Raw genomic sequence first — 19,934 nt, 5'->3', positions numbered from 1 at the left:
AGGAAAGAACACGATCATGAAATTCACGCTTTCCTGGCTCAAGGATCACCTTGAAACCGATGCGACACTGGATGAAATCGTCGAAAAACTGACCGATATCGGTCTGGAAGTGGATGGGGTCGATGACCGCGCCGCTTTCAAGGCCTTCAAGATCGCCAAGGTGCTGACCGCCGTTCAGCACCCGGATGCCGACAAGCTGCGCGTGCTCTCCGTCGATACGGGTGACGGCAAGCCGGTTCAGGTCGTCTGCGGTGCGCCCAATGCACGCGCCGGTCTGGTCGGCGTTCTGGGCCGTCCGGGCGACTATGTTCCGGGCCTCGACGTCACATTGTCGGTCGGCAAGATTCGTGGCGTCGAAAGTTTCGGCATGATGTGCTCCGAGCGCGAGCTGGAATTGTCCGACGAGCATAACGGAATCATCGACCTGCCGGAAAATGCGCCGGTGGGCACCAGTTTTGCCGCCTATATGGGCCTTGACGATCCGATCATCGAAATCGGCCTGACGCCGAACCGCGCTGATTGTGCAGGCATTCGCGGCATTGCGCGCGATCTCGCTGCTGCCGGCCTCGGCAAGCTGAAAGATACATTGCCGGAAGCGGTCAAGGGTGAGGGCGAAACGCCTGTGAAGGTTATTCTGGATCAGGATGCCGAAAACCCGTTCTGCACCGGCTTCGCGCTGCGCATGGTCAAGGGCGTGAAGAACGGCCCAAGCCCGAAATGGATGCAGCAGCGCCTGAAGGCTATCGGCCTGCGTCCGATCAACGCGCTGGTGGACATCACCAATTACGTGACTTTCGATCAGGGCCGTCCGCTGCACGTCTTCGATGCGGCCAAGGTCAAGGGCAATCTGACGGTGCGCGAGGCACGGGACGGAGAAACCATTCTCGGCCTCGATCAGCGCGAATACAAGTTCAAGCCGGGCATGTACGTTATCGCCGATGAAAACGGCCCGGAATCCATTGCCGGTATCATGGGCGGCGAACATTCGGGCTGCGACGAGAACACGGTCGATGTGCTGATTGAATCAGCACTTTGGGACCCACGCATGATCGCGCGCACGGGGCGTGAACTCGGCATCGTCACCGATGCGCGCTATCGCTTCGAACGCGGCGTCGATCCGGAAATGATGGTGCCGGGTGCGGAAATCGCGACCAGGCTGGTGCTGGAATTCTGCGGCGGAAAGCCGACGGTTCTCGATGTGGTCGGCTATAGCAAGCCGGAGCCGCGCGTGATCGATTTCCCCGTTTCGGAAGTCAAGCGCCTGACCGGCATCGACGTGCCTTACGAAATCTCGCTCGATATCCTGAAGCGTCTCGGCTTCGGCGTCGAAGGTGACGGCAAGGTTATCAAGGCAACCGTTCCGTCATGGCGCGGCGATGTGGAAGGCAAGGCCGATCTCGTTGAAGAAGTCATGCGCATTCATGGCATCAATCAGATTGCGCCGCAGCCTTTGCCGAGCCACGGCGCGGTCAATGGCCGTATTCTAACGACGCTGCAAATCCGCACCCGCCATGCCCGCCGCATGCTGGCATCGCGCGGCATGATGGAAGCCGTGACTTATTCCTTCATTTCTGAAGCGCAGGCCAAGGCGTTCGGCGGCGGCGCTTCGCAACTGAAGCTTGCCAACCCGATTGCTGCCGACATGTCGGATATGCGCCCGTCGCTTCTGCCGGGCCTGTTGGCCGCGGCACAGCGCAATGCGGATCGCGGCTTTGGCGATACGGCCTTGTTCGAGGTGTCGGGCATCTATGAAGGCGACACACCGGACAAGCAGCGCCGGGTTGCCGGTGGCGTGCGTCGCGGCACGGCCAAGGTTGACGGCTCTGGTCGTTTCTGGGCTGGCAATGCGGCACCCGTCGGCGTGTTCGACGCCAAGGCCGATGCGCTGGCCGCATTGGAAGCTGCCGGTGCGCCGGTGGATCGCATCCAGATCGAAGCCGGTGGGCCGGACTGGTTCCATCCGGGCCGTTCGGGCACGCTGAAGCTCGGACCGAAGGTCGTGCTCGGTTATTTCGGCGAGTTCCATCCGGATACGCTGGAAGCGCTTGATGTTTCGGGCGCACTTTGCGGCTTTGAAGTCTATATCGATGCGATCCCTGAGCCGAAGGCAAAATCCACCCGCACCAAGCCCGCACTCAACCTCTCGCAGTTCCAGAGCCTCAAGCGCGATTTTGCGTTTGTGGTGGAAGCAAGTGTCGAGGCCGGAAATGTTGTGAAGGCGGTTTCGTCTGCTGACAAGAAACTGATCGTCGGCGTTCAGGTTTTCGATATCTTCACAGGCGCCGCGCTCGGTGAAGGCAAGAAGTCGATTGCCGTCGAAGTGCTGTTGCAGCCGCAGGACCGCACATTGACGGATGAAGATCTGGACACGCTGTCGAAACAGGTCGTGGCAAGCGTCGCCAAACAGACCGGCGGTGTTCTTCGCGGATAAAGACTGCCATGTGATGGAGATGAAAGCGCCGGCCTGATAAATTCAGGCTGGCGCTTTTTGTATTTTAAATTTTTGGAATAGGATTGATATGCGCTATTTCGAGCGGTTTTGATTTCGTTTCTATTTTCTCTTGCTGGGTGGATCAATTGACGAGATCAGGCGTCCCGGTTGCACGGGCAGGCATGGCCAGCATTGCCATATCGATGATCTTTTGCACCGCGGCGCGCGAATTGCCGTCGCGGGCTTCAAAGGAAATGCTCTGCTGGATCATGTGATAAAACTCGGTCATCTGCGCAATATCGGCGTCGGCAGGCAGTTCGCCTGTCGCGACAGCTCGTTGCAGGCGCTTTGAAAGCCGCTCATGATTGGCGTGACGGATGGCCTGGAGAAATTCCTTCACAGGCACATTTTCCGGTTTGCACTGGATCGAACTGACGCTGATCATGCAGCCGCCCGCCGGACAGGCAAAGGCGCTGTCGGCGGTTTTCTCCAGCCATTGGCGCAAGCCGTCATGAATGGTGGGCGCATTTTCAAGCGCGTCGAAAGGGACGGCGCCGATGGTGCGGCGATAATAGTCGACAGCTTCACGAAATGCCTGCTCCTTATTGCCGAAAGCGGCATAAAAGCTCGGCGGCGTGATGCCGATGGCGGTCGTGAAATCGTTGATCTGGGCGCATTCATAGCCCTTGGCCCAGAAAACCTTCATCACCTTGTCCAGCGCCGCATCGCGGTCGAAGCTGCGCGGACGTCCGCGTGGAACCATTTTTCTCCCTTTCTATAATCATCCTTATATAATTCTCTTGACCCTTTCGGGCAAGTCGATATTAATTATGTAATCTATACTATATAAATAGGATTCGTCCCATGAACGATACGTGCGATTCCGCCCTGGCGGCGGAAGGGGTCTCTGCGTCCGCGCAAAAGGCGCGGGCAATCCCGCTGGTCGTGTACTGTCTCAGTCTTGGCGTTTTTGCGCTCACGACTTCCGAGCTTATGATTTCGGGAATGCTGCCCTCCCTTCAGGTGGCGTTCGACCGTTCCATTGCCGATATCGGCAATCTCATATCGCTTTACGCTCTCGGCATGATGGTCGGCGGGCCGCTGGTGACGATATTGTTTCTGGCGCTCAAGATCGAGAACAAGCGCGGGCTTCTGCTTTTGCTGGTCTTTTATGCGGCAGCGCAAAGTGTTGCGGCGTCCACCAGTAGCTTCCAGGTTTTGCTCGTCGCGCGCGTTCTGACCGGCATGGCGGCGGCGACAAGCTTCGGGCTGATGCTCGCCATCACGGCGCAGCTTGTCGGACCGGAATTGCGCGGACGCGCCTCGTCGCTCGTCTTTGCGGGCCTCATGCTTTGTACCGTCTTCGGCGTGCCCATCGCAACGGCAATCACCAATGCGTTCGGCTGGAGGGCGAGCTTCTGGGCAATTGTGGTTCTGATCCTGGTCTGCGCGCTTGTCATCGCGATCAAGATCGAATCCTCACCCGATGCGCCGCAGGCCGATCTGCGCTCCGAACTGAAGGAAATGCGCAAGCCGAAACTCTGGGCTGCCTATGCCACAAGTGCGCTCGTCATCGGCTCGTCCTTCGCCGTCTACAGCTATCTGTCGCCGATCACGGTGCAGCTTGCCGGTTTCTCGGCGATGCAGGTGCCATTGCTGCTCGCGGTCTATGGCGGCGCCAATATCGTCGGCAATTATGTCACCGGGCGCTTTGCGGATCGCCACACGATCCCCACCATCGCCGTCGGACTGGTGCTGATGCTGGCGGCTATGCTGATTTTCGCGCTTTTCGCAGAATTGAAGCCTGCTGCAATTCTCGCCATCGTGATGATCGGCCTGACGGGCATTGCCCTCAATCCCGCCTTCATTGCGCGGGTGATGCGGATTGCACATCCGGGTGCGCTGGTGAACGCGATGCATGCGTCGGTCATCAATATCGGTCTCGGGCTCGGACCATGGGTCGGCGGACAGGCGATGGAGGCCGGCTATGGCCTGCATGCGCCGCTATGGGTGGGCTTCGCCATGACGCTGGGCGGGCTTCTGACTCTCGCGCCACCAGCCTTGCGCCGGATGTAAAAAGAAGGGAGCCGGTCGGGCTCCCTTTTCGTTTGGGGCATCTGATCAGAGACCGGTCAGCGCAAGCTGCTGTTCGTTGTAACGCTTGCCTGCAATCAGGTTTGGCGTGGACACTTCGTCCAGGCGTTGCAGGTCCTCCGGCGTCAGCACAACGTCGACGGCTTTCACATTGTCTTCCAGATGACGGATTTTGCGCACGCCGGGGATAGGCACGATGAAATCACCCCGGCTCAATACCCAAGCCAGCGCCAGTTGTGCGGGTGTGACCTGCTTTTCCTGCGCGATCTCGATGATGCGGTCCACCTGCCGGTTGTTGGCTTCCAGATTACCAGGTTGGAAACGCGGCAGCGTCTTGCGGAAATCGTCTTCTGCAAGGTCTGACTGCGAGCGTACCGTGCCGGTCAGCATGCCGCGCCCGAGTGGGCTATAGGGTACGAAACCAATACCGAGTTCGCGACAGACTGGCAGAACGCCCTCTTCTGGATCGCGAGCCCATAGCGAATATTCGCTTTGCAGCGCGGCGATGGGGTGGACCGCATGTGCGCGGCGCAGCGTGGAGGCGCCCGCTTCGGAAAGGCCGATCGCGCGAATTTTCCCCTCATCGATGAGGTCCTTCAAGGTGCCGACCACATCTTCGATCGGCACGGATGGGTCGACGCGGTGCTGGTAGAACAGGTCGATCACATCGATACCGAGCCTCTTGAGGGAAGCCTCGGCTACGTCGCGAATATGTTCGGGACGGCTATCGACACCCTTCATCTGCCCGTCTTCGATCTTGAAGCCGAACTTCGTTGCAATCGTCACCCGCTCCCTAAAGGGCTTCAGCGCCTTGCCGACGAGCTTCTCGTTCTCGAACGGGCCATAGACCTCCGCCGTATCGAAAAAAGTCACGCCGAGATCGACGGCGCGATGCAGCGTGCGGATCGCGTCCTGCTGGTCCTGTCCGCCATAGGCATAGGTCATTCCCATGCAGCCGAAACCAAGGGCGGAAACGCTCAATTGCGGGCCGAGTTTACGCTGTTGCATTGTAGTTCCTTTCGAATGACTGATTGAAAGTACTGAAAATTGTGCGGGAAAATCGGGAGACGAACCGGCTGGCTGCACCTTCGGGGCGGCAGCAGTCCGGCAGGGATCATGCGGTGAAACATAAAACAGGGAGATCAGTTCGATAATACCGATTTATTTTCACGGCTTGTTCTGTAATTTATAACAATGAATCGAAGCCAACTGTCACAGCTTGCTGTTCTTGCCGCTGTTGCCGCGCATGGAAGTTTTCGGGGTGCGGCGCGGGAATTGGCGATTGCCCCCTCAGCCGTCAGCCATGCGGTGGCAACGCTGGAGGACAGTCTGGGCGTGCGCCTTCTGGCGCGCACGACGCGCAGCGTCGCGCCAACGGAGGCGGGCCGTCGGCTTCTGGAGCGACTTGCGCCCGCGCTGGCGGAGATCGATCAGGCGCTGGGCGCGGCGCTGGAGACGAAGGACCGCCCGGCGGGAATCCTGCGCATTTCCGCCCCGCTCGTTGCCACGCAGCTGATGCTTGCGCCTCGCCTTGGTGAATTCGCCCGGCTCTATCCCGACATCACGCTGGACCTGCGTATCGACAACGCCTTCACCGATATCGTCGCTGCCGGTTTCGATGCGGGTGTGCGGCTAGGCGAAAATCTGGAAGCCGACATGATCGCGGTACGGCTCGGTGGCCCACAGCGCGGCGCCGTGGTGGGATCGCCCGCCTATTTCGAAGCCCGTTCGGCCCCTTCGCATCCGCGCGATCTGGCGCGGCACCGCTGTTTGCGTCAGCGCTTCCCGGGAGGGCGGCTCTATCGCTGGGAGTTCGAGAAGAACGGCCAGATCGTGGAAATCGGCGTCGAAGGACCACTGATCGCCAACGACAACGGCATCCTGCTCGAGGCGGCGCTGGCCGGCGCGGGGCTGGTCTGGCTGTTCGAGGATTATACGCGGGATTTTCTGGCCGAGGGTCGGCTGGTCCGGGTTCTGGAAGACTGGTGCGCGCCCTTCGAGGGGTTCCACCTTTATTATCCAAGCCGCCGCCAGATGCGCCCGGCATTGCGCGCATTCATCGACTTCTATCGCCATGGGACAGGAACCGATAAATGAACACGCTGCCGGAGCATTTGCGCTACGCTGGCCTCTCGCCCTCTCAGCAGCGGAATGTCTTTTCGCAGATGGTGCTGGAAAGTCCGATGTTGGCCGATGCGCTGCATCGGTTGCATGACCTGGGAGGAAAGGTTTCCGATTTCTGGGTCGTTTCCGGCGCGCTTTACAACACCATCTGGAACCGGCTGACTGGGCGGCCGGACCTGCTTGGAATCAAGGACCTCGACATTATTTATTTCGACGGCCGCGATCTTTCCTGGGAAGCGGAGGATGCGGTTATCGCGCGCGGTGCCGAGATATTTCGCGGTTTTCCGCTTCCGGTGGAGATCCGCAATCAGGCCCGGGTGCATCTGTGGTTCGAAAAGCGCTTCGGGCAGCCTTATGCACCACTTCGTTGCGCCACCGAATCGATAGAACGCTATTCGACGATCGCCCATTGCGTCGGCGCGCGGCTGGCAAACGAGGGTGAGGCGGCAGAGGGCGAGCTGCTCATCCACGCTCCTTTCGGCCTCGATGATATTTTTTCATTTCGCCTTCGGCCCAATCGTGCCATCGATAACCGCCAAACATATGAGATCAAGGCCGACCGCGCGCTCAAATTCTGGCCGGAACTGACTGTTCAGGGCTGGGACGTGACGGATTGAACTCTTTATAGATGAGGGAATTGCATGTTTCGTTGGGGTATTCTTTCAACCGCCAAGATCGGTGTCACGCAGGTGATTCCCGCGCTTTGCGCCTCCGAGAATGGCGTCGTTCATGCCGTCGCGAGCCGGGATCAGTCACGTGCGCGCGCTGTCGCCGATCGTTTTGGTGCACCGCTGGCATTCGGTTCCTATGAGGAGCTTCTGGCGAGCGACGCCATTGATGGCGTCTATATACCGCTGCTGACCTCACAGCACATCGAATGGAGCCTCAAGGCGGCGGAAGCTGGCAAACATGTGCTGTGTGAAAAACCGGTCGCGCTCAAGGCCGATGATATCGACCAGCTTGTCGCCGCGCGTGACAAGCATAAGGTTACGATAGCTGAAGCCTTCATGGTCTATTATCACCCGCAGTGGATCAAGTTGCAGGAACTTCTGGCCGAAGGCGCTATCGGCCGGTTGCGCCACGTGCAGGGTGTCTTCTCCTATTTCAATGTCGATCCTGGAAATATGCGCAACCAGCCGGAACTGGGCGGCGGCGCTTTGCCGGATATCGGCGTCTATCCGACCGTGGTAACCCGCATGGTAACCGGTCAAGAGCCTCTCTCGGTCCAGGCATCGGTGGAATATGATCCGGCTTTCGGTACCGACCGTTATGCCAATGTTTCGGCGCGTTTTGACGGCTTTGACCTGACCTTCTATGTCGCGACGCAACTTGCCGGACGCCAGACGATGGTTTTCCATGGCGACAAGGGCTTCATCGAGATTTATGCGCCGTTCAATACCGGTAAATATGGCCATGGCAGCATCGCGCTTTTCGATGCCGGACACACACGAGCGAGCGAATGGTCGTTTGGTGACGCCAATCATTACCAGCTTCAGGCCGAAAGCTTTGTGCGCGCCGCACGCGGCGACAGGGATGCCAGACTGTTCTCGCTTGAAAGCTCGAAGGCGAACCAGAAATTCATCGATGCGATCTATCGTGCGGGCAAAACCGGCATGAGCGAGACAGTCCGTTGATCCTGTAAGGAATATCGGGCAAGGAATCTGTCTTTGTCCGGCTCTTGTGACTTGCAGTGAAAAACCGCGTTTCTTATATACGCCTCGCACAGGGCATTGATGTGCGTCTGGAAACCGGTTCGGTGTTCGGGCGCTCATCGTGAAAAGAGCATTGTGAAACCGATAGGAACCGCCCACGGAACGCTCGGTAGAGGTCTTGGCGGTTTGCTGAATGGAGAGAAATATGGCTAAAGTTATTGGTATCGATCTGGGAACGACCAACTCCTGCGTATCCGTCATGGACGGCAAAACCGCGAAGGTCATCGAAAATGCCGAAGGTGCGCGTACAACCCCTTCGATCGTTGCATTCACCGACAGTGACGAACGTCTCATCGGCCAGCCTGCAAAGCGTCAGGCCGTCACCAATCCGGAAGGTACCATTTTTGCGGTCAAGCGCCTTGTCGGCCGCCGTTTTGACGACCCGATGGTTACCAAGGACAAGGACCTTGTCCCTTACCATATCGTCAAGGGCGACAATGGCGATGCCTGGGTTGAAGTCCACGGCAAGAAATATTCCCCGTCGCAGGTCTCTGCGATGACCCTTCAGAAGATGAAGGAAACTGCTGAATCCTATCTCGGAGAAACGGTTACGCAGGCGGTTATCACCGTTCCGGCCTACTTCAACGACGCTCAGCGCCAGGCAACCAAGGATGCCGGCAAGATCGCTGGTCTTGAAGTGCTGCGTATCATCAACGAGCCGACTGCTGCCGCGCTCGCCTACGGTCTGGACAAGAACGATGGCAAGACCATCGCTGTTTACGACCTTGGCGGCGGTACCTTCGACGTGTCGATCCTCGAAATCGGCGACGGCGTCTTTGAAGTGAAGTCGACCAATGGCGACACCTTCCTCGGCGGTGAAGACTTTGACATGCGTCTGGTCGAGTATCTGGTTTCCGAGTTCAAGAAGGAAAGCGGCATCGACCTCAAGAACGACAAGCTTGCCCTGCAGCGCCTCAAGGAAGCTGCCGAAAAGGCCAAGATCGAACTGTCGTCCTCGCAGCAGACCGAAGTCAACCTGCCGTTCATCACGGCGGACGCCACCGGTCCGAAGCACCTTGCCATCAAGCTGTCGCGCGCCAAGTTCGAAAGCCTGGTCGACGACCTCGTCCAGCGCACCGTCGAGCCTTGCAAGGCAGCGCTGAAGGATGCCGGTCTCAAGGCTGGCGAAATCGACGAAGTGATTCTAGTCGGCGGCATGACCCGCATGCCGAAGATTCAGGAAGTCGTGAAGGCTTTCTTCGGCAAGGAACCGCACAAGGGCGTCAATCCTGACGAAGTCGTCGCCATGGGCGCGGCCATTCAGGCTGGCGTTCTGCAGGGCGACGTCAAGGATGTTCTGCTGCTCGACGTGACCCCGCTTTCGCTGGGCATCGAAACGCTGGGCGGCGTCTTCACCCGTCTGATCGAGCGCAACACCACGATCCCGACCAAGAAGTCGCAGACCTTCTCCACCGCCGAGGACAACCAGTCGGCCGTGACGATCCGCGTCTTCCAGGGCGAGCGTGAAATGGCCGCCGACAACAAGATGCTTGGCCAGTTCGACCTCGTCGGCATTCCGCCAGCACCGCGTGGCGTGCCGCAGATCGAAGTGACCTTCGACATCGACGCCAACGGCATCGTCAACGTGACGGCCAAGGACAAGGGCACGGGCAAGGAACACCAGATCCGCATTCAGGCGTCCGGTGGTCTTTCCGATGCCGACATCGAAAAGATGGTCAAGGACGCCGAGGCCAATGCCGAAGCCGACAAGAAGCGTCGCGACGCCGTCGAAGCGAAGAACCAGGCTGAAAGCCTCGTTCATTCGACCGAAAAGTCGCTGGCCGAATATGGCGACAAGGTCTCGGCTGACGACAAGAAGGCCATTGAGGATGCGCTCGCAAGCCTCAAGACCGCGCTTGAAGGCGATGATGCAGAAGACATCAAGGCCAAGACGCAGACGCTTGCAGAGGCTTCCATGAAGCTTGGCCAGGCCATGTACGAAGCCGCTCAGGCTGCCGAAACCGGCGCTGCTGGCGCTGGTGAAGAGAAAGCTTCAAACGACGATGTTGTCGACGCCGATTACGAAGAAATCGACGACGACAAGAAGAAGTCGTAAATTCAGGCTCAATACGCTCAAGCCCGGGGTTCTGCCCCGGGCTTTTGCCAATTTTTGAGATGTTCATATTTGCCGGTTTTGTATAAGCCTGCATGTTGGCCGGTGTCGGTGGAAAATACCGAGAAAATCAGCCTCTGTTTGAAAAATCGCTCTGGCCTGCATACATCTTGAAGATCATGAGACGGTTTCGGACAAAGTGGTGTTGATGCTGGAAACCGGAGTGCCGCTCCGACATATCGGATCGGAAGGCGCTTCGATAAATAAACAATTGGAAACGCTGGCCCCTGACAAGTCTTGAACGCTTTTGGGGCGTGTCGCACGAATCTGGGGACCGGTTTCGGGATACGATGTCCGTGAAAGCAAAAGGCGCGTTCCTGTCGCCGGGATAACGAACTGATGAAGATCGATTACTACGAAGCTCTGGGTGTTGAAAGAACAGCAGACGACAAGGCGCTGAAGACAGCCTTTCGTAAACTCGCCATGGAATATCATCCGGATCGCAATCCGGATAATCCGGAAGCTGAACGCAAGTTCAAGGAAATCGGCGAGGCTTACGAAACGCTGAAGGACCCGCAAAAGCGGGCCGCCTATGACCGGTTTGGCCACGCGGCCTTTGAAAATGGCGGCATGGGTGGTGGCTTCGGCAACGGTTTTGCTGGCGGCGGCGGGTTTGCCGATATCTTCGAAGATATTTTTGGCGAGATGATGGGCGGCGGTCGTCGCCGCTCCAATGGCGGACGCGAACGTGGCGCCGATCTTCGCTACAATATGGAAGTGACGCTGGAAGAAGCCTATGCGGGCAAGACCGCGCAGATCCGCGTTCCGACCTCCATCACCTGCGACGAGTGTTCCGGCTCCGGCGCTAAGGCCGGTTCGCAGCCCACCACCTGTACCATGTGCTCCGGCTCGGGCCGGGTCCGTGCCGCGCAGGGCTTTTTCTCGGTGGAGCGCACCTGCCCGACCTGTAACGGCCGTGGTCAGATCATCAAGGACCCTTGTGGCAAGTGCCACGGGCAGGGCCGCGTGACGCAGGAACGTTCGCTGTCGGTCAATATTCCGGCAGGCATCGAGGACGGCACCCGTATTCGCCTCGCGGGTGAAGGGGAAGCCGGCATGCGCGGCGGCCCGTCGGGTGATCTCTACATTTTCCTTTCGGTCAAGCCGCATGAGTTTTTCCAGCGCGATGGTTCCGACCTTTATTGCAAGGTGCCAATCTCGATGACGACGGCAGCGCTGGGCGGCCAGTTCGAAGTTTCGACGCTCGACGGCACGCAGACGCGTGTGAAGGTTCCGGAAGGCACGCAAAACGGCAAGCAGTTCCGCCTCAAGGGCAAGGGCATGCCGGTTCTGCGCCAGGCAGCTGTCGGCGATCTTTATATACAGATCGACATCGAGACGCCGCAGAACCTGTCCAAACGCCAGCGCGAACTGCTGGAAGAGTTTGAAAAACTCTCCTCTCAGGAGAACAGCCCGAAATCAGCAGGGTTCTTTTCAAGGATGAAGGAATTCTTCGACGGTATCGGAGAGTAATAAAGGGGGCCGAAAGGCTCCCTTTTTTGTTCTTTTCCTTATTCACGCCTTGCTTAGATAATTCAAAGCGGCATAAACTTGTCCGATAACGACAATGGGAGCAGCGAGAATGGCAGGACAGCTCGGCAGGAAACTGGCCGCAAAGTTCGATGAGGAAATCCGTTTTTTCAAGGGATGGATAGACGGACCGAAAGCGGTCGGCGCTATTTTGCCGACGAGTTCCATTACGGCGCGCCGCATGGCGAGTGTTATCGATACCGGCTCCGGTCTTCCGGTTCTGGAGCTTGGGCCGGGTACCGGCGTTATCACCAAGGCGATCCTGAAACAGGGCGTGAAACCAGCCGACCTTTATTCCATCGAATATTCGCAGGATTTCGTGGACCACCTGAATACGATCTTTCCGGAGGTCAATATCATCCAGGGTGACGCATTCGATCTCGATACGGCACTGGGTGAAAAGAAGGACCAGAAATTCGACTGCATCATTTCTGCCGTTCCCATGCTCAATTTCCCCATGGAGCGGCGTATCCAGCTCGTGGAAAGCCTGCTTTCGCATATTCCGCGCGGGCGCCCGCTGATGCAGATCACCTACGGCCCCTTGCCGCCGGTTCCTGCCGGTCGCGGCAATTATACCGTCCAGCACTATGATTTCGTGGTGCGGAATGTGCCGCCCGCACAGCTCTGGGTTTATCGCAGCCCACTGGTTTAGTTTTTTTTCGGGTTTAGATTTTTCCTCGCGGAGTTTTAGCATGACTGCACGTATTCTCGTCTTCGCGGGGTCGGTTCGCGTTGGCGCTTTTTCCGGGCATATGGCCGATGCAGCCGAAATGGAATTGCGGGCGCAGGGTGCCGAAGTAACGCGCATCACGCTTGCCGACTATCCTCTGCCGATCATAGATCAGAATCTGGAAAACGAGCATGGCGTTCCTGAGAACGCCATGAAACTCGGTCGTCTGTTCGCCGAACAGGACGGACTGATGATCTGCTCGCCGGAATATAATGCCTCTATCCCGCCTCTTCTGAAAAACACTATCGACTGGGTCAGCCGCATTTCAAGGGATGGGGACAAGCCGTTTCGGCCCTATGCCGGTCTGACGGTCGGTCTCTGCTCGAGTTCGGATGGCATGTTCGCCGGGATGCGGGGACTTTATCATTTGCGTGCGGTGTTGATGAATGTCGGCGTGCAGATTGTCACCGAGCAATGTTCGGTCGGTCATGCATCGGTGGCATTCAATGAGGATGGCACGCTGAAAGAAGAGCGCAGCGCCAGAATGCTCTCCGCTGTCTGCCGCAGCCTCATCGCGCGGGTGGAAGAAGCAAAAAGCTGATTCCGTCTCTTTCGTATCGGGGCCTGTTGTGCGAAGAGAGTAAAAATCACCACGGAGACTCTCATGACGACGACAGATTTGCGCGATCGACTGATCGTGGGCCTTGACGTGCCGACTATTACTGAGGCCGAGAAAGTAGTCGAGGAACTGGGCGATGCCGTTTCCTTCTACAAGATCGGTTATCAGCTGGTCTTTGCCGGTGGTCTCGATTTCGCCAAAAGCCTTGTGGCGGCGCGGAAAAAAGTCTTCCTCGATATGAAGCTGCTCGACATCGACAACACCATTGCAAAGGGCGTTGAAAATGTCGCGAAGATGGGCGTTTCCATGCTTACGCTCCATGCCTATCCGAAGGCGATGCGAGCAGCGGTGGAAGCCGCGAGGGGATCGAATCTCTGCCTCCTGGGCGTGACGGTCCTGACATCAATGGACAATGTCGATCTGCGGGAAGCCGGTTATTCTGACGACGCGGAAACCCTGGTGCTGAAACGGGCGCGTCAGGCACGCGAGGCTGGTATGGGCGGCATCGTCGCTTCTGCCGCCGAAGCTGCAGCCATCCGTCAGGCGGTCGGCCCGGATATGGCTATCGTTACGCCGGGCATTCGTCCCGCCGGTTCGGAAAAGGGTGACCAGAAACGGGTCATGACACCTGCCGATGCATTGAAAGCCGGAGCCAGCCATCTCGTCGTCGCGCGCCCGATTGTCGGTGCGGCTGATCGGAACGCGGCGGCTCTTGCCATTCTCGAAGAAATGCGCTCGGTTGCGTAAGAGAAACTGGAGGAGAGAATATGACGAAAGCCTATTGGATTGCCCGTGTGGATGTCCGTGATCCCGAGCGATACAAGGATTATGTTTCGACAGCAAAACCGGCTTTTGAGCGGTACGGCGCAAATTTCATCGCACGTGGCGGCAAGGCTGAAGCCGTTGAGGGGCCGGGCCGCGCCCGCAATGTGATCATCGAATTCGAGACCATGCAGCACGCGCTTGATTGCTACAATTCGCCGGAATATCAGGCGGCGAAGGCGATCCGCCAGACAGTGGCTGACGGCGAGATCGTCATCGTCGAAGGTATCTGAAATCAAAGGGCCCAGTCGGGCCCTTTTCTATAGCCGGACCGGCGGATCGTGCCGTCCGGCCAGTGTCATGTCCAAGAGCAGCACCTTTCCGGCATGAGGGTCTGAACGGCGGGTTTCCTCATCAAGACCTTCATAGGCGCTCGTCACGATTACCGCCGTCGCATCCGGCCCCACGAAAGCCGGGCAGGAGGGCTGTTTCACCGGCAGCGCAACGGAGCGGATCAGGCGGCCCTGCGGTGAATAGGCATTGAGTGAACTGCCGCCCCAGCAGGCATTCCACAGCGTGCCTTCCGCGTCGACGACGGAGCCATCGACGCCGCCTCCTTCGGCCCGGTGGTGGAAGACGCTTTTGTCCGATACCGGCAATCCGGTTTCGGGGTCGGTATCGACCCGCCAGATGATATTGCGGTGCGTATCGGCGAAATAGGCAATCCTGCCATCGGAGGAAAAGCAGATCGAATTGGTGATCGTGATGCCGGAAAACAGCTTTTTCACCTGGCCTTCGCGATACCACCAGATGGAGCCCGCATCGGGCTCGGCTTTCTTGCCCATCGTGCCGATCCAGAACGATCCCGAAGGATGCACGCGCGCGTCGTTGGAACGAGTGATTTCGTTGTCTGCTTCAAGCGGATGATGAAGAGTCAAGCGCCCGTTGGCGCGCTCACGGACGAACAGACCGTGTTCGCTGACGATCAATTGCCGGTCGCGATCGATCACGGCGAGGGCGCTTGCTTTCATGCCGAGCGCATGGATGTGGGTTTCGCCGCTGTCCCAGTTCTTCTCGATCAGTTTCTGGCCGAGAATGTCGAACCACCAGACATTACCGCTCAGCGGATCGTAGCCGGGGCCTTCGCCCAGTTCCGCTACGTGGTCGGCAAACAGGGTAGTTTTAACAGCGGTCACATTTTCCTCCCGAGACGCCCGCGGCAATTGCATCAAGCATAGACAATGGATGAAATCTGATCCAGTTCAACTTCACACACTGGCAAAAGCACAAGCGAAGTCCGCGCCGGATTGAGAGAAAGGGCTATGTTGCCTGACCATTCCGTTTTAGATTTCCCGCAACTTCGAATCGCGAGGAAATCATGGCTCTCAAAGTCGCGGTCCAGATGGACCATATCAGCACGGTGAATATCGCGGGCGATACCACATTCGCTCTCTCGCTCGAGGCGCAAAAGCGCGGTCATGAGCTTTATCATTATACGCCGGACCGGCTTTCGATGCGTGATGGCGTCGTTTCCGCTCGCCTCGAAAAGATGGAAGTGCGCGACATCAAGGGCGATCACTACACGCTGGGCGAGCCGGTCCGCCGCGACCTGTCGGAAATGGATGTGGTGCTTCTGCGTCAAGACCCGCCCTTCGACATGAACTACATCACAACCACCCATCTTCTGGAGCGGATTCATCCGAAGACACTGGTGGTCAACGATCCGGCATGGGTGCGCAACAGCCCGGAAAAAATCTTCGTGACTGAGTTTCCTGACCTTATGCCGGAAACGCTGATCACCAAGGACCCGCAGGAAGTCATGGATTTCCGTCGCGAGTTCGGCGACATCATCTTGAAGCCGCTTTACGGCAATGGCGGTGCGGGCGTGTTCCATCTGGCCGATGGCGACCGCAACCTGACCTCGCTTCTGGAAATGTTCGGTCAGCTCTTCAAGGAGCCGTTCATTGCGCAGCGCTATCTGAAGGACGTGCGCGCCGGCGACAAGCGCATCATCCTGATTGACGGCGAACCTGTCGGCGCAATCAACCGCGTACCGTCGGAAACCGACGCCCGTTCCAACATGCATGTCGGCGGGCGTGCCGAACAGAGCAAGCTGACGCCGCGTGAACGCGAGATTTGCGAGCGTATTGGCCCTTCGCTGAAGGAGCGTGGTTTCATTCTGGTCGGCATCGATGTGATCGGCGACTACATGACTGAAATCAATGTCACCTCTCCGACCGGTATCCGGGAAATCCAGCGTTTCGACGGGACCAATATTGCGGCCCTGTTTTGGGATGCGGTCGAGGCCAAGCGCTAATTTGTTCTCTTAACGTTCTTGTGTTTGCCGCTCGTCCGTGCTTAACTCTTCAAGTTGTATTTGAGTATTTACTCACTTAAGAGATGTGGTGCGTGGCGAGCGGGGGCACATGGTCGCGCGGGTTGGAACGGTTGCTTTTCAGGGCATAGAGGCTGTACCTGTCGACGTGCAGGTAATGGTTGCGCCAGGCAAGATGGGTATGTCCATCGTCGGCCTGCCGGACAAGGCCGTGGCGGAAAGTCGTGAGCGTGTGCAGGCAGCATTGCACGCTTCCGGGCTTTCCATGCCGACCAAACGGGTGACGGTCAATCTGGCGCCTGCCGACCTGCCGAAAGAAGGGTCGCATTATGATTTGCCCATTGCCGTCGGGCTTATGGCGGCGATCGGCGCCATTCCAGCAGATGCGATCCAGTCCTATCTCGTTCTGGGCGAATTGTCGCTCGATGGTTCGATAACATCAGTGGCAGGTGTGCTGCCTGCCGCGATTGGCGCTAACAGGGAAGAAAAGGGGCTCATCTGCCCTTATGCCTGCGGGCCGGAGGCGGCCTGGGCGGGCGCTGACATTGATATTTTGGCTCCGCGTAGCCTGATCGCCCTTGCCAACCATTTTCGCGGCACGCAGGTCCTGACCCGGCCGGACCCATCCATGCGGATTTCCGGTGAAACGGAACTCGACCTTGCCGATATAAAGGGGCAGGAGACCGCCAAGCGAGCGCTTGAAATCGCGGCTGCGGGCAATCACAATCTGCTGCTTGTCGGGCCGCCGGGATCGGGCAAATCCATGCTTGCGCAGCGATTGCCCTCCATTCTGCCGCGCCTTTCCCCGCGCGAATTGCTGGACGTTTCGATGATCGCCTCGATAGCGGGCGAGCTTTCAGGTGGAAAACTGTCGGATCGCCGTCCATTCCGCGCGCCTCACCACTCAGCCTCCATGGCGGCAATGGTCGGTGGCGGGCTGCGGGCGCGACCGGGCGAAGTATCGCTGGCGCACAATGGCGTGCTGTTTCTGGACGAGTTTCCGGAGTTTTCCCCGCAAGTGCTGGATTCATTGCGCCAGCCGCTTGAAACCGGGGAATGTCTGATTGCGCGCGTCAATCATCGCACCAGCTATCCGGCGCGCTTTCAGCTGATTGCGGCCATGAATCCCTGCCGCTGCGGCATGGCGGGCGAACCCGGCCATGTCTGCGCACGCGGCCCGCGCTGTCAGGCTGACTATCAGGCGCGTATTTCAGGCCCGTTGCTGGACCGTATCGACTTGCGGGTGGATATGCCCGCCGTCTCCGCTTTCGATCTCATCAAGCCATCGCGATCAGAAACGAGCGAGACGGTCGCGCAACGCGTCGCGCGCGCCCGCACAATACAAACCGAGCGTTATTCAGCGCTCGGTCTGGAACCCTTCATGACCAATGCCTATTGTTCAGCCAAGCTGATAGAAACGGTTGCGGAACCGGATGCGGCAGGTCTCAAGCTTTTGCGCGACGCCAGCGAACAGATGCGTTTTTCTGCCCGTGCATATCATCGCATTCTGAAGGTCGCCCGCACGCTGGCCGATCTGGATGGGAGCGACAAGGTCGGCCGCATTCATCTTGCCAGCGCCATTTCCTACCGCATGGGGGCGGAAAGGCTGGCTTCCGCAGCCTGAACCCTTGCTATAGCGTTACGTTCTCGTGCGTCCTCGTCCGGTCCCGCCACTGCACGCGAATCTCGCCATCGTTGAGAAAAAGGTATGTATCGAACAAAGCGAGATCAAGCGGATTGGGAAGCCGAATATCTTCGATTGCCGGACATGGCTTCATTGCCGGATCAAAGGAGCGATCAATTTGTGATATGCAGAGAATGATGTGCCGTCGATTGGAAGCAAATGACCTCAGCGCCGCGATCTGGGTTGTCAGGTCGGGTTTTTCTCGTTTCTGATCGAGAACTTGCAGATAATCGACCACGACAACAGTTCCAGTTGGAGCATCATCAAGTTTGGCAATTATATAGTCGGCGCAGATGGCATCCGAGCAATCAAGACGAAAGACATGCTGAAAATCGTCTTGATTGACCCCAAGTGCCTGAAAGCGTCCAGCTACCTCTTTCTCAGTATACTCAAGTGAAAAGAATCGGCCGTAATTGCCTGCTCGCATGGCCTCGATCATTATGTCGAGACTCAACAGGGTCTTGCCATGGCCCGGTCTGGCGCCCACCAGCACCATGTCGCCGGATTTGAGATAGCTGTATATCTCCTCAGTAGAAACGGGGGCGGTCGCCTTATTTATAAGCGAGCTCCAGCTTTTGTAACCCTCCTGCGCGGCGATGCGATCAAGCGCTGCATGCAGTGGAATATCGGCATTATTCGCCAAATGTCTGGCGCGTCGCTTCAGGCGATAGATAGGGGACGATAACCGCATCGATAAACCTCCTGTGACGAGCTGTCGTTGCAGTCCCTCCTTGTGCATGTGCCCGAACAGTTGGTTCGTGATTTATTCTTCCTGCATGAAAAAATGCTTTCCCGAATGGAGGGGGAGGCCTGGAAGAAGCCAGAATCAAAGCATAGCGCAAATGTCAAACCTCCGGAACCGCTATGTAACCTCGATCGCCTTTTTGATGCGATTTCACTGTGGCGCTATAGGTTTCCAGTTCGCTGACATTCTGCCCGTCATTACGGCAATCATGACCAACTACGTCGGTCCCGGGATTTTATCTCAGCCTATAACTTCGCCTATGGAGTCAAGATGCTCAAGGACACACGCCCTACGAATACATCTGTAAATGACGGATTTCAGAGTTAAGGCATGTCTCCCAAAAATGGAAACTGATTTTGAGAGACATGCATAAAAACAAAAGCTTAAAGCGTGTCGTACGAGTACGCTAAAATGCGACTCATTTTCGAGAAAGTCCCCTGAAATTCGAATCAAGGGCCGGGACTAAACACCTGGTGCAGGCAGAGCAGATCGGCTTAAGATTGACCTCCGCCCTTTGGCGGATGGGGGTTGATCGTCGTGTCGCACAGAACATTCACTGCTTGCGTCGTTGTAGCCGACCCTGCATCGTTCTTGGCCTTGTAGACCAGATGTCCCTGGGCGCGGGGGTAAAGATAAAGTGCGTGCGACGATGGTAGTGTAAACGTTGTGGGGCCGTCCTTGTCGTCCGGCCCAATACGTTTGGTTTCTGTATAGGCTGCACCAGGGATGTTCGCACCGCTGCCATCAGCTTCCAAGTTTGCGGAAAACAAGATTGTTACTTCGTCGCCGACATTTTTATTAATGTAATACGGAGTGCTGATCGCAACTCCGGCCTCGGCATTCGCATATGTGATCCCTTTCCGATCTGTCGTTTTGAATACCGGTAGTGGCAGATCCTTTCCCCCACCTGGAAAATCGCTGGCGCTTTCGACTGTGACCATTGTGCTGACCGAAATTGCGGAATTGGTCACCATGGTTTCGCCGGGATTGATGGCACTGGTTCGTGAGGCAACATAATGGATGGGCATACGCCCGCTTCCCAGCGTTTGAATCACATTTGCCGGCACGGGCGTGGTAAGATCTTTGCCGTTGCCAACATCGGTGGATGAAACCGT

The 19,934-nt window shown here is 57.6% G+C and carries 18 protein-coding genes; 13 read left to right on the top strand and 5 right to left on the bottom strand.

All coding sequences use genetic code 11. The annotated features are described in order from the left end of the window. Positions 1 to 16 precede the first annotated feature (16 nt). Positions 17 to 2,431 (top strand): phenylalanine--tRNA ligase subunit beta, encoded by a 2,415-nt coding sequence (gene pheT, locus AC0TNJ_RS11760; protein ID WP_473771248.1) that lies wholly within the window; start codon positions 17 to 19, stop codon positions 2,429 to 2,431. Positions 2,432 to 2,573: 142 nt separating this feature from the next. Here the strand turns inward: pheT and AC0TNJ_RS11755 are convergent, their stop codons facing one another. Beyond that, positions 2,574 to 3,194, bottom strand: coding sequence for a TetR/AcrR family transcriptional regulator (locus AC0TNJ_RS11755; RefSeq protein ID WP_122002857.1), 621 nt, complete (start codon positions 3,192 to 3,194; stop codon positions 2,574 to 2,576). 101 nt (positions 3,195 to 3,295) lie between these two features. Between AC0TNJ_RS11755 and AC0TNJ_RS11750 the strand changes: the two genes are divergently transcribed. Further along, positions 3,296 to 4,507, top strand: a complete 1,212-nt coding sequence (locus AC0TNJ_RS11750; RefSeq protein ID WP_473771247.1) for an MFS transporter — start codon at positions 3,296 to 3,298, stop codon at positions 4,505 to 4,507. Positions 4,508 to 4,552: 45 nt separating this feature from the next. On the opposite strand, the gene AC0TNJ_RS11745 is transcribed toward AC0TNJ_RS11750, so the two are convergent. Next, positions 4,553 to 5,533, bottom strand: a complete 981-nt coding sequence (locus AC0TNJ_RS11745; RefSeq protein ID WP_473771246.1) for an aldo/keto reductase — start codon at positions 5,531 to 5,533, stop codon at positions 4,553 to 4,555. Positions 5,534 to 5,719: 186 nt separating this feature from the next. On the opposite strand from AC0TNJ_RS11745, the gene AC0TNJ_RS11740 reads away from it, so the two are divergent. The 9 genes from AC0TNJ_RS11740 to AC0TNJ_RS11700 all read left to right on the top strand — a co-directional run bounded on the left by AC0TNJ_RS11740 (position 5,720) and on the right by AC0TNJ_RS11700 (position 14,348). Next, complete coding sequence (locus AC0TNJ_RS11740; protein ID WP_473771245.1) at positions 5,720 to 6,622, top strand: LysR family transcriptional regulator; 903 nt, start codon at positions 5,720 to 5,722, stop codon at positions 6,620 to 6,622. Continuing rightward, a complete protein-coding gene (locus AC0TNJ_RS11735; protein WP_473771244.1) occupies positions 6,619 to 7,266 on the top strand; it encodes a nucleotidyltransferase family protein in 648 nt (215 codons plus the stop codon). Before AC0TNJ_RS11740 ends, AC0TNJ_RS11735 begins: the two co-directional genes overlap by 4 nt. Before the next feature lie 24 nt (positions 7,267 to 7,290). Continuing rightward, positions 7,291 to 8,283: a Gfo/Idh/MocA family protein gene (locus AC0TNJ_RS11730; protein WP_473771243.1), complete on the top strand. Its 993-nt coding sequence runs from the start codon at positions 7,291 to 7,293 to the stop codon at positions 8,281 to 8,283. Between the two features lie 223 nt (positions 8,284 to 8,506). Next, the gene (gene dnaK, locus AC0TNJ_RS11725) at positions 8,507 to 10,417 is read left to right on the top strand and encodes a molecular chaperone DnaK (protein ID WP_473768103.1); all 1,911 of its coding nucleotides are present in this window, start codon (positions 8,507 to 8,509) and stop codon (positions 10,415 to 10,417) included. A 396-nt stretch (positions 10,418 to 10,813) separates the two neighbouring features. Then, positions 10,814 to 11,947 (top strand): molecular chaperone DnaJ, encoded by a 1,134-nt coding sequence (gene dnaJ / locus AC0TNJ_RS11720; RefSeq protein WP_473771242.1) that lies wholly within the window; start codon positions 10,814 to 10,816, stop codon positions 11,945 to 11,947. A 109-nt stretch (positions 11,948 to 12,056) separates the two neighbouring features. Then, entirely contained in the window at positions 12,057 to 12,656 is a 600-nt protein-coding gene (gene pmtA / locus AC0TNJ_RS11715) for a phospholipid N-methyltransferase PmtA (protein WP_122002864.1), read from the top strand. Positions 12,657 to 12,696: 40 nt separating this feature from the next. Beyond that, positions 12,697 to 13,275 carry an NADPH-dependent FMN reductase gene (locus tag AC0TNJ_RS11710; RefSeq protein ID WP_473771241.1) on the top strand — a complete coding sequence of 193 codons (579 nt, stop codon included), beginning with the start codon at positions 12,697 to 12,699 and terminating at the stop codon, positions 13,273 to 13,275. A 63-nt stretch (positions 13,276 to 13,338) separates the two neighbouring features. Then, entirely contained in the window at positions 13,339 to 14,040 is a 702-nt protein-coding gene (pyrF, locus tag AC0TNJ_RS11705; protein WP_473771240.1) for an orotidine-5'-phosphate decarboxylase, read from the top strand. 20 nt (positions 14,041 to 14,060) lie between these two features. Further along, the gene (locus tag AC0TNJ_RS11700; RefSeq protein ID WP_473768106.1) at positions 14,061 to 14,348 is read left to right on the top strand and encodes a DUF1330 domain-containing protein; all 288 of its coding nucleotides are present in this window, start codon (positions 14,061 to 14,063) and stop codon (positions 14,346 to 14,348) included. 27 nt (positions 14,349 to 14,375) lie between these two features. Here the strand turns inward: AC0TNJ_RS11700 and AC0TNJ_RS11695 are convergent, their stop codons facing one another. After that, positions 14,376 to 15,251, bottom strand: coding sequence for an SMP-30/gluconolactonase/LRE family protein (locus AC0TNJ_RS11695; RefSeq protein ID WP_473771239.1), 876 nt, complete (start codon positions 15,249 to 15,251; stop codon positions 14,376 to 14,378). A gap of 182 nt (positions 15,252 to 15,433) precedes the next feature. Between AC0TNJ_RS11695 and gshB the strand changes: the two genes are divergently transcribed. Then, the gene (gene gshB, locus AC0TNJ_RS11690; RefSeq protein WP_122002869.1) at positions 15,434 to 16,372 is read left to right on the top strand and encodes a glutathione synthase; all 939 of its coding nucleotides are present in this window, start codon (positions 15,434 to 15,436) and stop codon (positions 16,370 to 16,372) included. A 109-nt stretch (positions 16,373 to 16,481) separates the two neighbouring features. Next, a complete protein-coding gene (locus tag AC0TNJ_RS11685) occupies positions 16,482 to 18,014 on the top strand; it encodes a YifB family Mg chelatase-like AAA ATPase (protein WP_473771398.1) in 1,533 nt (510 codons plus the stop codon). Positions 18,015 to 18,021: 7 nt separating this feature from the next. Here the strand turns inward: AC0TNJ_RS11685 and AC0TNJ_RS11680 are convergent, their stop codons facing one another. Next, positions 18,022 to 18,765, bottom strand: coding sequence for a DNA helicase (locus tag AC0TNJ_RS11680; RefSeq protein ID WP_473771238.1), 744 nt, complete (start codon positions 18,763 to 18,765; stop codon positions 18,022 to 18,024). Positions 18,766 to 19,313: 548 nt separating this feature from the next. Further along, positions 19,314 to 19,934: hypothetical protein (locus tag AC0TNJ_RS11675; RefSeq protein ID WP_473771237.1), on the bottom strand; the 621-nt coding region annotated here is incomplete at its 5' end.

The organism is Ochrobactrum sp. PL_is483 (genome assembly GCF_055816855.1).
Note: the sequence above shows the minus strand (reverse complement) of the source record. Positions and strands in the feature narration are given on the sequence as shown.

Coding starts and splice junctions, on each gene's coding strand:
- pheT (WP_473771248.1), top strand. CDS start 17: ATGAAATTCACGCTTTCCTGGCTCAAGGATCACCTTGAAACCGATGCG.
- AC0TNJ_RS11755 (WP_122002857.1), bottom strand. CDS start 3,194: ATGGTTCCACGCGGACGTCCGCGCAGCTTCGACCGCGATGCGGCGCTG.
- AC0TNJ_RS11750 (WP_473771247.1), top strand. CDS start 3,296: ATGAACGATACGTGCGATTCCGCCCTGGCGGCGGAAGGGGTCTCTGCG.
- AC0TNJ_RS11745 (WP_473771246.1), bottom strand. CDS start 5,533: ATGCAACAGCGTAAACTCGGCCCGCAATTGAGCGTTTCCGCCCTTGGT.
- AC0TNJ_RS11740 (WP_473771245.1), top strand. CDS start 5,720: ATGAATCGAAGCCAACTGTCACAGCTTGCTGTTCTTGCCGCTGTTGCC.
- AC0TNJ_RS11735 (WP_473771244.1), top strand. CDS start 6,619: ATGAACACGCTGCCGGAGCATTTGCGCTACGCTGGCCTCTCGCCCTCT.
- AC0TNJ_RS11730 (WP_473771243.1), top strand. CDS start 7,291: ATGTTTCGTTGGGGTATTCTTTCAACCGCCAAGATCGGTGTCACGCAG.
- dnaK (WP_473768103.1), top strand. CDS start 8,507: ATGGCTAAAGTTATTGGTATCGATCTGGGAACGACCAACTCCTGCGTA.
- dnaJ (WP_473771242.1), top strand. CDS start 10,814: ATGAAGATCGATTACTACGAAGCTCTGGGTGTTGAAAGAACAGCAGAC.
- pmtA (WP_122002864.1), top strand. CDS start 12,057: ATGGCAGGACAGCTCGGCAGGAAACTGGCCGCAAAGTTCGATGAGGAA.
- AC0TNJ_RS11710 (WP_473771241.1), top strand. CDS start 12,697: ATGACTGCACGTATTCTCGTCTTCGCGGGGTCGGTTCGCGTTGGCGCT.
- pyrF (WP_473771240.1), top strand. CDS start 13,339: ATGACGACGACAGATTTGCGCGATCGACTGATCGTGGGCCTTGACGTG.
- AC0TNJ_RS11700 (WP_473768106.1), top strand. CDS start 14,061: ATGACGAAAGCCTATTGGATTGCCCGTGTGGATGTCCGTGATCCCGAG.
- gshB (WP_122002869.1), top strand. CDS start 15,434: ATGGCTCTCAAAGTCGCGGTCCAGATGGACCATATCAGCACGGTGAAT.
- AC0TNJ_RS11685 (WP_473771398.1), top strand. CDS start 16,482: ATGGTCGCGCGGGTTGGAACGGTTGCTTTTCAGGGCATAGAGGCTGTA.
- AC0TNJ_RS11680 (WP_473771238.1), bottom strand. CDS start 18,765: ATGCGGTTATCGTCCCCTATCTATCGCCTGAAGCGACGCGCCAGACAT.